Raw genomic sequence first — 14,275 nt, forward strand, 5'->3', positions numbered from 1 at the left:
CTGACCACCCGGCCAGACACCCCGGCCACAACAACACTGACCACCGACAGCCAGGTCACGGCCAACACCAAACAAGCAACCCCAGGACTACACAACCCCGGGACGCATCCCCCCGCCCCTTGACAGAACCAATCACATATTAGGCTTGGAGCTGGCCACCGACCTGCGCGGATCAGCGCGTGCCTATGTCTCCGCCCTGAAAGACTTCAAACCGCTCGGAGTGGACTACTCCAGATCCGTCTTCGCAAAACCCGCGTTCATCCGGATCTTTGACGGCATATTTGCCGTGTGGGGGTGTGGTTCGTCATAGCTTCCACGATCTTCGCATCACAAAACGTCCTTACCTAGCAAGCAATTAGCCGGCTCGAGCCCTTCGGCAACCGTTCGCGGCCTCCCCAGCCCGGTCCGACACGAGCGGCTTGCTCCAAGGCGTCGACGCAGACTTGTAGTCGTCACCCTGATGCCGGGCACATGGATGGCATGCAACCAGTCGCGCCGGGGGCGACTGGCAAAATGATCGTGTGACTAAGCGCTGGAAGGCTGCCCCGAACCCGGAGTGGGTGCTGATGTACCGGGACGGCCTTGCGCGCGGTCAGATCGCGAAACTGGTCGGAGCCGCGACCTCGACCGTTGGCTCCCCTGCCCGCTGCCAGGGCGGCAGACCCGGAGCTGCAGTCCGCGCATGCGGCAGCCGCCGCCCTAGGGACGGCGCATGCGGCATCGGCGGCGGGCTTGGAACACATGCGCCAGCTCGCCGTGTTCGCGGCGGACACTGGCCGGTACCCGTCCAGGGCCAGTTCGAGTGAGTCGGAGCGAACCCTGGCGGCGTGACTGCAGCGTCGACGGGTGGAAGCGCGCGACGGAACCCTGGCGCCTGCCTACCGGGAAGGGCTTGCTGACCTTTCGGGATGGCAGTCGCCCAGCCGGGCCGAGGCTGGTAAGGCATGGTGGGAGGAGCGGCCCACGGCCTGGTCGAGTACCGGGCCGCCGGCCACGACTGGCCCCGCCACAAAATATTCGTGGAAGGGCTCGAACACGATCTCGGTGTGTGGCTGCATTACCAGTGGGCCAAACTGCACCGAGGCGAATTGGACGAGGCGAGAGCGCAGGAACTGGACCGGGTGTTGCCTGGCTGGCGGACTGGCCGGCAGCGGGAAGAAAACCTCAGAAGGGTGTCGACTCACATCCATGACAGCTTGGACACCGTGGGACGGCCTTGCCGTTACCCCCCGAAATGGGGGGTATGTTCGCAGGTGGCCTCTGCATTTCATAGGGTTTTGGTCACACACTGGCCATGTCCCTGAAGCAGAAGTGGCCGTGAACCGTTAGCTTCAGAACGCCGGATCCGGAACGCATGGCCATCCTTGTGCTCCGGACCCGGCCGTGCGCAGACGCACTCGCTCATGGGCGGGGGCACGTGTAGGAACACCACGTCCTTGCCCCATATGCCCATCGACGTCAGGCTGTTGGCCGGCATCGGTCCCCCAGGCGCCGGCACCCCCGCGAAACCTTGGGAAGATACCTTGCGCGAGGGTGCCCGGGCCCTCCATATGAGGGGTTTAACGGAATGCAGCTCTCAGGCAGCACCCGGGTTTCCCAGTGTGCCAGCGAGAGACTTTTTGAGTCCCTGAAGCTGAAGGTAGCCGCGAACCCACCGCTTCAGAACGCCGGGTCGGGAAAGCACCCCCTTGCACGCCCGGACCGGGCGGACACCCACTGCTTTCCCAGCTTGAATATGCGCGTTAGAGCTCAGCTACCGGCCGCCCTTGACGCTGATCTTGATGCCCTCCAGGACTCCACCCTTCAATCTGCAGGAGCGGTTTGACGGCCCGGTGAGGTACGCGAGCTCGATGTTTGCTTCGGTCTCTTCCAAGACGATCCGGCCGTTGGGCAGGACGATGCGCGCCAGGAATTCCTGTTCGAAGGAGACGATGCCGGCGGCAACCGCCTCAGCTTTGCCGTCACGACCAGGTTCAGTGCCCGTCAGGACTGACGGCAGGCCTGCTCGTATTCCTTCTCTGCCGCCTCTGGGCTGTGCGCTGGTTTTTCGCCGGCGTGTGCGTGAAGCGCCGTTCATTCCTGTTCGGCAGCGGAAGGATGAAGCGGACCTGGCGCCCATCGGCGGTGAAGGCGAGGGCGGCACGTGAATCCTGCCAGCCGCACATGAAGGACTCCGCCCCGTAGCGGGTCACGGTGCGTTCGAACTCTGCGCGGGACGCGGAACTGTCCACGAATGTGCCCTGGGCGTAGCGTGCGATCATCGTTCCTTCTTTATACGTGGAGCGGGGCTTTCCGTCCTGTGCGGGCGCAGGCGACGGATCTGATGTGTGCGGCATCCGCTGCCGCCGTTCCCAGGCTCAGATCGTGTGAAGAACACCGGCGGACCGAGCCTCTTCGGCGAGCCACTGGTTGTAGTCCACTTCCATCTGCTGCCGCGTTGTGCCAGGGTTGGTGCCGTCGTTGACCGGGTAGATCCGGTAAAAGTTTTGCGTCGACAGGGTCCCGGGCCAAGAATAACCTTAAGCCGTCCCAGCATGACCCAACAAGGACGACGGAGAGGTGTCCGATCATGGGAGCTACAGAAGATGTTGAGCTGGTCCGGCGCGGGTATGAGGCCTTCAACGCAGGGGATATGGCGCGCCTCAGCGAGCTATTCGCAGAGGACGCGGTCTGGAACGTTGCTGGAAGCGGCGTGCTATCCGGACCGAAGCAGGGGCGGGACGCCGTTCTGGCGTACTTCGGCGAATTGGGAGCGCGCACCCAGGGTAACTTCCAGGCAAACCTCAAGGACATCGTCGGCGGAGAAAACTACACCGTTGCGATCCAGCAGACCCAGGCAACAAAGGGCGACAAAAGCCTGGACGTGGGCACCATCATCACGTTCGTGGTTCGCGACGGAAAAATCACCGAAGGACGGGAGTACTTCGAAGACACAGGGAAGGCAGACGATTTCTGGGTCTAGGATATGCCTCCCCTCAGTGCAGTACCCGCCTACTGCGCAGAGTGGGCGGAGATCCGCTGGGATGACGTGGAGAGCTCCCTGGCCGCCAGCGCTTCGGTAACCAGATCGGGCTGGCTGGCGTACAGGCCGCTGTTGAGCACGCTGTTCCCGTTGCGCTGCTTGGCGAGAATGACGATCCCGGTGACGAGGCAGCCGATGGAGCCGACAATGAGGAACAAGACCATCCGCACGTCCAGCGGCGTGCTGTCTCCGCCGTGAGGCACGAGTAGGAGAAGACCGGCGAAGAAGACTCTCACCTCTGACAGAACCAGGGCGACGACGACGCCGACGGCCACGCGCAACGGAGACGCTTTGGGCTTGAACTGCCAGATGCCGGGCGGAGTGGCCTGAGCGTACCGGCCGTCGTCCTTGGTATGCAGCAGGGGCTCTGGGGTCCTTCGGTATTCGGTTTTCTCAGTGCTCGAATGGTGGCCGACGCGGCTGCCTCAAAGCAGTCATTCAGCTGGCTGGAGTCAGTGTATGTGTAATGGACAAGCGACTTGGTCCCGAGGACCAACACTTCACCGCGTACTTCTGCGGCAGCAGACCTTTGCTCGCGGCAGGCCATGGACAATCCACATGATCCCATATGCAACTCGTCGCGGTTCCATGCGACTCTGCCTCGCTGGCCCGGCCGCAGCCGCTTTGGACCGGTTTGACCGCTTCCGCCGACTCGGTGGAAGACATTCCTTCAGCCATCATTTGCCGGCACAGCCGTACCTGGGTTTCCACCGTTTCCGCTTTGGGAGCCGGCTTGCCGAACTGGACGCCGCGGGCCGTGGCGGCCAACACCCCTGCCTTGACCCTTTCGTTGATGACTTCGCGTTCGTACCCGGCAAGGCTGGCGAACAGGGCCAGCTGGAGCCGCGGCCGTGGGGTGTGCATCATGCGGCGGTAGGAAGTACCCAGGGTCGCGGCGAAAGGCATCCGTCCACGGCCGATGAGCTGGTCGTGGTCGAGGCTGGTCAGCTCGACGGTGTCCGGCCGCCATGCTCGTGCACACTCCTGCCGGAGGAAAAATGCAGGAGCCATATGACCGCCAACGGAAAGTCCAGGCTGATCCAGGCAGCGGGGCGCTGCCTTGAAGACTTCCCACCGAAGACGAACCGGGGACCACGGAACGTGAGAAGCTTCGACCACTCTCGGCAAACATGTCCTTCAAGTGAGCGCCACAGCAATATCCGGGGTATCTCTCCGGGATTTCCCAGCCCGTTCTGTCAGACTTCCAGTACCTGCCGGGATTGGACACTCGAACAGGACCGCAGGGCCCGGTGCCACCGTAGTTTCGGCAGGCGCCGGGTCAGGCGGCGATTCTTCCCTTCGGTGTTCGAGCAAGTGCCTCGCATGCACGAAAACGCGAGATCGCCAGGACACGATCTTGCCTCGGCGCGTTGATGGCGATCCACCGCATTCTGGTCGGCCAGAGGATAGGGACGACCGTACGCCGCGGACAAGCGTGCGCGTGGTCGGCCGATGGTTCCTTCTCCCCAGGCACGCGCCGCGCTGGACGACGAACCGGCAGTAAGCTCATCAGACTCGCGTAGCCTCCCAGCTCATGGCAGTGCCAGCACCGTCAAGAGGTTTTGGCACCGTCGGACACACCGGCACCGCGGGGATTTCGAGTCGGCGCGAAGAAGACGCGGATAGGCAGCAAAAGCCCTACCAACGAAAGAGCGATGAAGACGACCTGATGAATGTGGTCCTTGCCCGGCGGAAGGTTTCCAAACAAGTGAGCCAACCAAAAGAGCGGGTAGAACCACAGCGCCCACCAAGCCCACCGCTCGATGCGCCGATAGGGCACCAGCACGATCAGCACGCCGAAGAGCCCGAGACCGGTGGAGGCGAGACCGTCAGCACGATAGAGGGCAACGTCTTCGCCCATTGGAACCACGGCCACCACGACACCAAACACAAGTACCGCCAGACTGACAGGTACCAGGCAGATCCAGCCAATCCGTACCAGCAGCTTCGTCCCAAGCACCATGTCACCTCGTGCCCCGGCAGTCGTCGAATGACTCCACCTGCCTCTTTGGTCCAGCATACGACCCAGTCGATTACTGCTGATCCGGGGTCCGTCAAGCGTCCCTGCTCCGCTGTCAGTTCCCAAGCCACTTGGCACCCGCGGCTGGCCTCAACACCTGGTGCGCGAGCTCCCGCAGCCTCCTTTTTAGTGGCGTGGGGCAGATTAGTGAGATCGAAGTCGCTGTCTTATCCCTTCAGCCCTCTAATAGAGGACTGGCGGCGCCCCGCAGCGCATCAAGGACGAGCAACCGGTACTTTTCCGGGTTGTTGCCGTGGGCCTTGCTGTTCGCTGCCGAGTAGTGCGGGACGGTGACCCAGCGGACCCTGGTGAGCCCGGTGGCCTCTGCAAGGCAGCGCTCGTGCTTGGCGAACGCCTCCGCCGTCTTCTTGCCGATGACGATGAGTAGCGGGTCGATGGCACCCAGGGCCTGGAACTGCTCCGCCAGGACAGCGACGTCCCGGAGGATGGTCGCCCTGATCAGGTCCAGGATGTCCGATTTCGAGTTGACCTCGGTGAGCATCTCCGTCATTTCGGCGCCCCCAGTGAGGGGTGTCACGGAAAGGCTTCGGCGAGGAAGTGGTCGTTGTACGGGTGGCGCCGGCTGAAAGAACTCCTTGTGCGCAGAGTTTCGAGCATCTAAATACCCGAGATCCTATGCCTTGGCGTCTAAGAATTCAGTGCACCACGAATTCTGTAGATACCTCTGCCCCCTCGCAGTCTGGCGTGGATTGAGGCTGCATGTCGCCGCGCAACGTTTTGATGGTGTAATTAGTTGCTGCAAGGGAGAGGCCGAAGTGACCGAACACCATGATCTGGCCGATGAGGTACTGCTCGAGGGGGAAGGGTGGACTGAGGTCTACCGGATTGGGGACTCGGTCCATCGGCCTGCACGTCCGTACACCGCAACTATTCATGCGTTTCTTGCGCACCTCCATGAGCGTGGCTTCACGAGCGCACCCATCCCTCACGGGTACGACCCAAAGGGTCGGGAGGTTTTGAGCTATGTCGAGGGCGACGTGCCAATGGAACCTCTTCCAGCCTGGGCCGTAGGGGATGAACAACTGGCGGAGCTTGCTCGACTGATTCGTCGAGCACATGATGCCGCCGAGGGGTGGAGTCCTCCCGTCGATGCTGTTTTCGGAACGATCCCAGGATCCCCGCAGCCAAGGGACGAACCTCTGTTCGGGGAGCCAGAGCTCGTAGCTCACCAGGATTACTGTCCGGGCAATGTAGTCTTCCGCGACAGCATGCCGGTGGCGTTAATCGACTTCGATCTGGCGAGACCTACAACGCGTGTGGCTGACGCCGTCAACGCCTTATATTGGTGGGCGCCGCTTTGCCACCCACAGGATCGCGGGCCCGCATTGTCCGACGTCGACGTTACACGCCGTGTCAGGATCTTCGCTGACGCGTACGAGATGGATGACATTCAGAGGAGTCAGATCGTCAACCTCGCACTCCGCCGCCAAAGGAACTCGGCAATCACAATGAAGGCAGCCGCGGAAACGGACCCTGTCTTTCGCCGGTGGTGGGACGAAGGGATGAAGGACAAGTTGCCACGGGCAGAAAGTTGGTTGAACGCGAACGCTGTATCGCTGCGGGAAGCACTGAAGTAGCAGACGAGCGTGGAGGGGGCCTAGGAGTAAGAGCGGCTAGTAGATTCCATCTGGGCTGCAGACCGTCCGTAGAGCGATCCTTCACTGAGACGCCAACCCGACCTCGCTCCGATGGTCAGGAACCCCGCCGGCGGGAAAGGGCCACTCGCTCGGTGAGCCCGCTGACAGCGCCGGCGATGGGTCTCTTTCACGAACCCGGCTGATGATTTCTGGCACCATGACAGTGAACAGCAACCGAGGCCGTCAAAACCATACGGTAAACAATGAACACACGTCCAACAGACCGGGCTGGAAAACCGTCGCTGCCGTCGGCCTGGCCAGTCAGCCGATGCCGACGAGCAAGGCGTTGCGCAGCACGGCAGTAGGGGTTGTTAACGAACGCCATTGCGCTGCTTGCCTCCGCCCTGCGGTTGCGCCGGTTTTGGAGTCTTGTGAATCCCCGTTATTAGCGATCTCCTCAACCCCGGTCAGTGCCAATTAGAGACCTTTAGGTCGTACGGCTCAGGTGCGCCGGTGCCCGTCTCGACGAGTTGCTTTAGGCTCACCAGAAATGTCGCCCACTTTGTGCTGCAGTGGTACATGAACTCGACGGGCTCCCTCCAGCCCCTGTGGGCGAACAGGACGATCGCGTAGTCGCCTTCCTGTTTGAGGTCCCACCACACCGTCGTGCCGATCCATTCGGCGGGCCCGTCGGTGACTTCCCAGAGCACACTCCGGGAAGGATTAAGCTCGAGCACCTTCATGTCGAAGCCGCCAGGCTCGAACCGGAAAACCAGGGTCCCTCCGACCTCGGCCCGGCCCTTTGTGTCGGTCGCCCACCAGCCCGACAGGCCTTCGAGCGTGGTCAGGGCCGCGTACACGTCATCCACTGACGCCGACTTCATCCCGACTCTATGGAGTATGTCTACCATGTCGATTCCCCGTCTCGTAAATTGCTTGTTTTTGGAGTGGTTTACTTTTCCTGGCCGCGCTGAATCGCTTCGGCGATCCGCTTGATGCGCCGCAGACGGGCGTCCCAGGTCGACCCAACGTCCGCTAGTTGGGCGACCGCGCGGGCGAGCTGGGCCTCGTCAACCTGGTAGCGCTTCTCGCGCCCGGAAAGCGTGACATGTACCAGACCGACGCGATCCAGGACCACCAAGTGCTTCGAGACGGCCTGACGCGTCACCGGCAATCGCTCACTGAGGGTAGTGGCCGTGCCGGCGCCCTCGGCGAGCAAGAGGTCCAGCATCCGGCGTCGCGTGGGGTCCCCGATCGCTGACCAGAGGTCGTCGTCGACTGCGATGCTCATGGCGTCGACACCAACCTGTTGATGTAGTTGCCGAGGCTGGGCACGAAGATGTCCCAGCCCCTCTCATGGTCGGCGTATGCCGCTTCGAGAACCGCGATCTCCCATCCCTTTTCTCGGAAGCCGGTCTCTTTCAGTCGGACCACCGTGCCCGTGCCGGACGGCACGAGCTCGAAGGTCACCAACAACGAGTTCGTAGGGGTCGCCACGGCTGCATCATCGTAGACCCACCGGAACGAGAACAAGCGAGGCGGTTCTGCGTCGACAACCGTGAGCGGCTGGATATGCGGCTCCGCTGTATCCCTCCCCCACGCGATCTCGGCGACCGCGCCCGGGGTCGCCGATAAATCGGTCTCCGCACCGTTCCACCACTCCCTGATGTGCTCTGGACTGCTGATTACCTCGAAGACGATCTCAGGAGACGCGTCGACGTAGATCTCTCGCTCGATGCTTCCGATTTCCATGAGCTTCCCGCTTTCTGCAACGTTTGGTTGCAGATCAACATATCTCAGGGTTTCTTCCTGCGCAACCATTGGTTGCTTATCGCTTGGAGCGTGATGCCTAAAGCCAGTGTCACACCGACCCATCCGAAAGCCGGCAGGGTAAGGAACCGCTGGCGGCTGGCCCCAAGAAGCGTGCCCGTATGCCGGTCCTCCAGCGCGGTACCTCACAGCTACTCCCCTGCTGGAGGAAATCCACGCGAATAATGCCCTCTCGATGGCCATATGCCCCGCCCTATTCAAGACCCGATAAGGGTGCCCTTAGGGCTACACTGCCGGGCATCAGCGCCCCACCTGGTCGTAGCTCAGGGAAGTCCATCAATTCACGGGAGCTCGCTGTCTTGCGGAACGGACTATATGGCGCCCGGATTACCCGTCCACGAAAAGCTTGGCCGTGCGCTTCGAGATACTCCCCCGCACCCCGTCGGCCGTCAGTGGACGCCTGTGCAGACACATGAGTTCTCGTCGACTTCGGTCATGCTCTTGTGCAAGCGTGGGCAATGAAGGGATATGAACAACCAGCCAGGCAGCAGGCACCACCGCCCGGGACGGCGCGCTCCAAGCCCCCAGCGTTATGTAGCTGTCAAACGCGGAGGCAATGAACAGGTATGAAGAACCAACAGTGCAGCCGGCACCTCACGTCGGAACACCATCAAAATGCACACCGTCATGCAGTAGTCACCGGAAGTAACGATGAAGAAGCAGGAAGACACCACGAACCGCATAGGAGGAACGCAATGAAGGACCAAGAACGCGGAAAAGAAGTCCAAGCCAGACTTTACTCAGGTCATGTTGCCCAGGCCACTGACGTCCACGAACAGGTAACGAAGGACGCACCGTCGATTCAGGAAGGCAAGGAGGCAACCGGCCACCAATGAAAAAGGCCCCCGAAGAGGCCCCTCAGAACAAGAATTGTGCACAGTCAGAGGCTAAAAAGCCCCTGAACAGGGAGAACACGTGCCCAAGGTGGGACTCGAACCAGCCGCTCCACCTGGGAATCCGCCAGTCTTTCGAAAACATCCCCAGTCGGAGGCCGGTACAACCGAATCCGACACCAAGGGTGTGGACACTGTCCACACCCTCTTTTGTGAGTACGCAGCCCCAACCCATACAGGTGTGACGATCTTTTGCGGCGTTGGGAATCCCTCTCCACCACCGGCTGCCCCGCAGGCCAACTGCGAGGAGACGACGTTCCCGGGCTCAGGGGCGGATCCGCCGTCGCACGAACAATGAGTTGAGCAGTGATGTGCGGAGCAAGCCGACGGCTTGGGTTCAGCCCGAGTCATAGCGGCGGGACCTCCTTCGAACATCTTATGGACGAGGACACAGAAGAAGCATGACCAAAGCGCCCTCCTGGGCACTAGACGGCCAAAAGACCTGCGCCTTCCAACATGACAAAGTATCAATTATCGGCGTTCAAATCCGGCCAAGGGAGCGGCTCCGAAATCCGCGTCAGGTCTCGCCGGAACACCCCGGCGCACGGCATTTAACTCACCGACCATTACGTCCGATGCCCTTGCCGGGAGCGTAGGCTTCCTCGCCCCCGGCAAGGGCCGGCATCAGCCGGCGTCCCTAAACCCGCGACCTGCCGCGCACGAAGTGGAAGATCAGGACGACTACGGCAACGACCAAAAGGATGTGGATGAGGCCTCCGCCGATGTTCGCGAGAAGGCCAAGAAGCCAGAGAACCGCGATAATGATGGCTATCCAAAGCAACATAAGAATCTCCTTATTCGTATACGCGGTTTTGCGCGTGGATGACTTACGCATCAATAGTAACCATGCTTAGCATTTTCGTGAGCAGGTTACCGACGGGACCGGCCGGCCGTGTCACTGCGGGGTTCCGGAGTTTCACCATCGACTGGCCGCAGCGGCGCCAGGTGGTGGATAACGCGAGTACAAGCCGGGGTAGTCGATAACAAACCCATCAGGATCGACGGTAATTTGGCGGCTGAAGTCGCTGTCCATTGACTCATAGAGGTATTGATTCACGGCGGTTCTCGTATACGCCTGCGGGTCTGGCACCACCCGGAGCGAGGGGGCGACGATGTAGACCGTGGTGATCTCGGCCCGGGACCCAATGGCAAGGTTGAGTCGCCGGATCGGCAGGGTGTTACTGAAGGGGCTGAAGGCCAAATCGATATCAATTGCGCCGTCCAGGTCGGGGCGTAGCTCACCATTGACGCTCCAGGTTCCGTCGCTGCCGCGCTGGACCTTGAGGTGCCGATCGTCGTGATAACGAAGTGTAAGCTCACGAAAGACCCAGTGGTCATCAAGGGTTACCTCATATTCGCAGCGCCCCGCACTGTCAGTGACGATGGATCGAGCCCGGAGTTTTCCGCCCATCGTGAAGTGGAGACGCTCGACGCTGCGCGTCTGCATGCCATACCAGGTGTAGCCCACAGCCCCGCCCCTCCCACCCTTCCGTGATAGCAACAGTTTCTTCCGAAGTTGCCCGCTGGGGAAGCTTCGGCCGGTGCGATGACCTGATTGATCTGGACCACCAGCAGTCGGCAGGGGCCGGGTATAGCGCCACTGGCCGGAGCCGTGACCTTTAACGCTCGGCGCCCCCTGTCTGTTCTGGTGCCGTTGTTTTATACGACGGCGGGGGCCTAGGACATCTAAGGTTCATCGAGCAGGCCAGGGGCATCATTATGGGATATTTCAAGGTGGGATGAAGACTGCGCAAGCAGCCGACTAGATGATTTGGCCGCGCTAGGGAGTTATCGATGATACGCAATCGAATGCGTCGGATTTTCCTTGGAGTGGAGTTCCCTGACCTGTAAAGGTTGCATTCTCTAGCCGCCGACACCGCGCAGCTGGGCGGACCGGAATGCGCGGCAGTGTCGCTCTAGCAAGCGCCCCGCACCTCGGTGCGGTGGTGGGTGTTTTCAGGGAGCGCAGCATACTGTCAGGCGCAGCTGACACGATAGGTCCATGAATTCCGATACTCCCCTGTCCAGACGCTCGCTGCTGGTTGGTACGGCTGCCACGGCTGGCGGCGCGCTGGCCCTGTCCGCCTGCTCCGTCGCCCCCTCCGGCAGTGCCGCCGTCCCGGCGGCTCCAGCGCCATCCGGCCCGCCCGTGCGGATTGGCAAGCTTGGCGAGGTCAACGTAGGCGGCACCGCCACCGGGAAAGCCAATGGCAGGACTGTCGTTATTTTCCGGCCCGAAGACCGCAAGGTCGTGGCGTATGACGCAACGTGCACGCACGCCGGGTGTCCGGTGGCACCGGCCGGTACGACCTTCGAATGCCCCTGTCACGGCTCCACGTTCAACGGCCCTGACGGCAGCGTCATCAGCGGGCCGGCGCGCCGTCCGCTCACGCCTCTGACCACCGCGATCGACGGAGACTGGATCACGGTCGTCGCCTGACACCGGATCGAGGGCAGGCACCCAAGCACAAAGCCAAGACGATGCGCCGACGCCCCAGGAGCGTGGGTGCTGAGGCAGGGCGGACTGCCATTACGGCAGAAGAAACCAAAGACGTTCTTGAGGCGCCGGTAGCACCGAAGGACCAGTTCAAGGTGAAGCGTTCCACCCCTGCTCCGGCAACCTGCTGTTCACCCGCCGGCCCCAGTGGGTTAATTACTCGCCAGTAACGTGGCGAGCTCTTGATAAGACCTATCTTGAGAGGCTCCCCCCAATGAGCACAACTCGCACACGCGGCATCCTCACGGCGGCCACAGCCGTCGTTCTGGCTGCCTCGGCCGTCGGCGGAACAGCTGCGGCCCAGGCCACCGGAACCCCGGTCCAGTCGGCCAAACGGGCCCCGCCGCCAAACTCGATCTGGGCGCAGCAGACCTGCCCGAGAGCCGTACCGTAACCACTCTGGCCCCAGGCCTGACCCGGACCACGATCACCCGCGGCCCCTTGGCCACGACTTCTTCTGGACCGCTAAAGTTGCGCTCCCGTCGACATCGCCCGACCCCAACGCCTCTGGCTCCGCGTTGTCCACGGAGGCTCAGGCCCGCAAGGTCGCCGACAAGCTCAAGGCGGCAGGCATTTCTGCCCGCGTCGAAAACGTCCAGTCACCCCAGCTGGCCGATGCCGGCGGCGACCTCGGTTATCGGGTGCGGACGGCCCAGTTTGGAACCAAGGCCGACGGCTCCCCCACCATCGACCAGATGAAGGCCGCCGGCTACAAAGCGTCGGTAATCTACACCGGCTGGGATGGCGACGCCGGCTCCAGAGAGAATGATCGTGGCCCCTGGAACCTGCAGGTGCTGACCCATTGATCCAAAGGAATTCCGAGGCGACCTTACCTCCGCCTTCGGCCCCAACCTCGAGGACCGCGAGACCACAAGCCAGCTCGCCGCCGCGGGGGGCTCTGGCAGCGGTGAACGGCGGGTTTTCGTCATGGACCCGCAGCAGGCACCCCCGGGGACCCCGCCGGGACCGCAGTACATGATGGGAAGGTCCTCAGCGAACCCGTCGGCGACCGGCCCTCCCTGGTCCTCGACAAGAACGGCACCTCCGTACAGCGTCTGCGCTGGCATGGCACGGTCACCGCGCCGGGCTCGGGAGAACTCCCCCTGGATGGCATCGACCGTGTGCCAGGCCTCGTCAGCAACTGCGGCGGCACCGACGACACCCCAACGAACCTGCCGCTGCATGCCTTCACCTGCACGGACGCGGACGAAATCGTCGCCTTCACCCCCGAGTTTGGTCCCTCAACACCGTCCGGAGCCGGACTGGAAGTCGTCCTGGACGCCCAAGGCACAGTAACCGCGGTCAACCATACCCGCGGCACCGCGGTCCCCGCCGGAGGGCACACCCTGCAGGCCATCGGAGCGGACGCAGACAAGCTCGCCACTCTGGCCGTCCCGGGTAACAAGCTGAAGGTCGGCACGGATTTACTCAATGAAAACGGTAAGCCCCTGAAGGCCGGCGCTACTACGGACGTCGTCAATGGCGGCCCAGCCCTGCTGCAGAAGGGCAAGCTGGACGTCACGGCCAGGCGCGACGGTATGGTTCGGACCAATGACAGCAACAGTTTCTTCTACGGCTGGGCCCACAAACGCAACCCCCGCGCCTTCGCCGGCGTGGACGCGCAGGGCCGGACCCTCCTTGTCACCGCCGACGGACGCCAAACCACGTCCCTTGGCCTGAGCCTGAACGAAGAAGCACACGTTGCCCGCTCCCTGGGAATGGTCAACGCCATGAACCTGGACGGCGGCGGGTCCACCACCATGGTCGCCGGCGGCCAGGTCGACAACTCCCCCTCGCACGCCACCGGCGAACGCCCGCGTCCGGGACGCGCTCCTGCTCCTGCCCGGCAGGAAGAACTAAGGCTGGGTCGGGCCCCGGCGGCGGCACCAGTCGCGGGCAGGGCCTGACCGTCGTCTGGGAGCGGCTCTTCCCAATCGCGGGAAGGATCAAGACTTGACTCCCTCTGCCACCGCGCCCCTGCCCCAACACTGCGGGGGGAAACCAAAGACGACATTTCCTCCATTTTGGCCCTGACTGAGGCACCGCACACCGTCGACGGCTGGGCGGATTCCACCTACACCTGCACCTACCACCTGGCCGACGGTTCGCTCGTGATCTCGGTGAAGGATCCCCTGACCCCGCCGGAGCACGTACATACTTCGACTCCCTCCAAGCCAACCTGCACGCGGTGCCGATCAAGGGCTTGGCCAATCTCGGCTTCCTCGCCGCCCAGACCACCGACGGGTCACTAGCCTTCCTCAAGGACAGCAGCACCCTACACGTCGACGCCAGTGGGCTGCCCACCGACGTCGGACCCCATAACGTGACGCTCACCAACTTCGCCTACCAGGTAGCCACCACCGTCCTGGCATGCTGGAAAGATAACCACTGACCATGCACAATTCCTTCCAGCGC

At 62.5% G+C, this 14,275-nt stretch carries 17 protein-coding genes; 7 read left to right on the forward strand and 10 right to left on the reverse strand.

Features of this window, described 5'->3' with window-relative positions; translation table 11 throughout:
* Positions 1–1,973 precede the first annotated feature (1,973 nt).
* Complete coding sequence (locus tag AC1DFE_RS22005) at positions 1,974–2,261, reverse strand: hypothetical protein (RefSeq protein ID WP_476907980.1); 288 nt, start codon at positions 2,259–2,261, stop codon at positions 1,974–1,976.
* A 308-nt stretch (positions 2,262–2,569) separates the two neighbouring features.
* On the opposite strand from AC1DFE_RS22005, the gene AC1DFE_RS22010 reads away from it, so the two are divergent.
* Positions 2,570–2,962: a nuclear transport factor 2 family protein gene (locus tag AC1DFE_RS22010; protein ID WP_476907981.1), complete on the forward strand. Its 393-nt coding sequence runs from the start codon at positions 2,570–2,572 to the stop codon at positions 2,960–2,962.
* Between the two features lie 29 nt (positions 2,963–2,991).
* Here the strand turns inward: AC1DFE_RS22010 and AC1DFE_RS22015 are convergent, their stop codons facing one another.
* The 4 genes from AC1DFE_RS22015 to AC1DFE_RS22030 all read right to left on the reverse strand — a co-directional run bounded on the left by AC1DFE_RS22015 (position 2,992) and on the right by AC1DFE_RS22030 (position 6,232).
* Entirely contained in the window at positions 2,992–3,303 is a 312-nt protein-coding gene (locus AC1DFE_RS22015; protein ID WP_476907982.1) for a hypothetical protein, read from the reverse strand.
* A gap of 1,271 nt (positions 3,304–4,574) precedes the next feature.
* Positions 4,575–4,985, reverse strand: coding sequence for a hypothetical protein (locus AC1DFE_RS22020; RefSeq protein ID WP_476907983.1), 411 nt, complete (start codon positions 4,983–4,985; stop codon positions 4,575–4,577).
* Between the two features lie 232 nt (positions 4,986–5,217).
* On the reverse strand, positions 5,218–5,580 hold the full coding sequence (locus tag AC1DFE_RS22025) for a hypothetical protein (RefSeq protein WP_476907984.1): 363 nt from the start codon (positions 5,578–5,580) through the stop codon (positions 5,218–5,220).
* A gap of 118 nt (positions 5,581–5,698) precedes the next feature.
* Positions 5,699–6,232, reverse strand: a complete 534-nt coding sequence (locus AC1DFE_RS22030) for a hypothetical protein (RefSeq protein WP_476908008.1) — start codon at positions 6,230–6,232, stop codon at positions 5,699–5,701.
* Here AC1DFE_RS22030 and AC1DFE_RS22035 point away from each other — a divergent pair.
* Positions 6,203–6,640, forward strand: coding sequence for a phosphotransferase (locus AC1DFE_RS22035; protein WP_476908007.1), 438 nt, complete (start codon positions 6,203–6,205; stop codon positions 6,638–6,640). The two genes, AC1DFE_RS22030 and AC1DFE_RS22035, sit on opposite strands and share 30 nt — an antisense overlap.
* A 467-nt stretch (positions 6,641–7,107) precedes the next feature.
* Here the strand turns inward: AC1DFE_RS22035 and AC1DFE_RS22040 are convergent, their stop codons facing one another.
* The 5 genes from AC1DFE_RS22040 to AC1DFE_RS22060 form a co-directional block, all read right to left on the reverse strand.
* Positions 7,108–7,524: an SRPBCC family protein gene (locus AC1DFE_RS22040; protein ID WP_476907985.1), complete on the reverse strand. Its 417-nt coding sequence runs from the start codon at positions 7,522–7,524 to the stop codon at positions 7,108–7,110.
* Positions 7,525–7,592: 68 nt separating this feature from the next.
* On the reverse strand, positions 7,593–7,931 hold the full coding sequence (locus AC1DFE_RS22045) for an ArsR/SmtB family transcription factor (protein WP_476907986.1): 339 nt from the start codon (positions 7,929–7,931) through the stop codon (positions 7,593–7,595).
* Positions 7,928–8,461: an SRPBCC domain-containing protein gene (locus AC1DFE_RS22050; RefSeq protein ID WP_476907987.1), complete on the reverse strand. Its 534-nt coding sequence runs from the start codon at positions 8,459–8,461 to the stop codon at positions 7,928–7,930. Before AC1DFE_RS22050 ends, AC1DFE_RS22045 begins: the two co-directional genes overlap by 4 nt.
* 1,539 nt (positions 8,462–10,000) lie before the next feature.
* Positions 10,001–10,147, reverse strand: coding sequence for a lmo0937 family membrane protein (locus AC1DFE_RS22055; RefSeq protein WP_159634671.1), 147 nt, complete (start codon positions 10,145–10,147; stop codon positions 10,001–10,003).
* 132 nt (positions 10,148–10,279) lie between these two features.
* Positions 10,280–10,831: a putative glycolipid-binding domain-containing protein gene (locus tag AC1DFE_RS22060; RefSeq protein ID WP_476907988.1), complete on the reverse strand. Its 552-nt coding sequence runs from the start codon at positions 10,829–10,831 to the stop codon at positions 10,280–10,282.
* A 534-nt stretch (positions 10,832–11,365) separates the two neighbouring features.
* On the opposite strand from AC1DFE_RS22060, the gene AC1DFE_RS22065 reads away from it, so the two are divergent.
* The 5 genes from AC1DFE_RS22065 to AC1DFE_RS22085 all read left to right on the forward strand — a co-directional run bounded on the left by AC1DFE_RS22065 (position 11,366) and on the right by AC1DFE_RS22085 (position 14,252).
* The gene (locus tag AC1DFE_RS22065) at positions 11,366–11,803 is read left to right on the forward strand and encodes a Rieske (2Fe-2S) protein (protein ID WP_476907989.1); all 438 of its coding nucleotides are present in this window, start codon (positions 11,366–11,368) and stop codon (positions 11,801–11,803) included.
* A gap of 271 nt (positions 11,804–12,074) precedes the next feature.
* Positions 12,075–12,254: a hypothetical protein gene (locus tag AC1DFE_RS22070; RefSeq protein ID WP_476907990.1), complete on the forward strand. Its 180-nt coding sequence runs from the start codon at positions 12,075–12,077 to the stop codon at positions 12,252–12,254.
* A gap of 124 nt (positions 12,255–12,378) precedes the next feature.
* On the forward strand, positions 12,379–12,666 hold the full coding sequence (locus AC1DFE_RS22075; protein ID WP_476907991.1) for an SPOR domain-containing protein: 288 nt from the start codon (positions 12,379–12,381) through the stop codon (positions 12,664–12,666).
* Positions 12,667–12,981: 315 nt separating this feature from the next.
* Positions 12,982–13,767, forward strand: coding sequence for a phosphodiester glycosidase family protein (locus AC1DFE_RS22080; RefSeq protein ID WP_476907992.1), 786 nt, complete (start codon positions 12,982–12,984; stop codon positions 13,765–13,767).
* 281 nt (positions 13,768–14,048) lie between these two features.
* Positions 14,049–14,252, forward strand: coding sequence for a hypothetical protein (locus AC1DFE_RS22085; RefSeq protein WP_476907993.1), 204 nt, complete (start codon positions 14,049–14,051; stop codon positions 14,250–14,252).
* Positions 14,253–14,275 lie beyond the last annotated feature (23 nt).

Source organism: Arthrobacter sp. 05T423, from assembly GCF_056396245.1.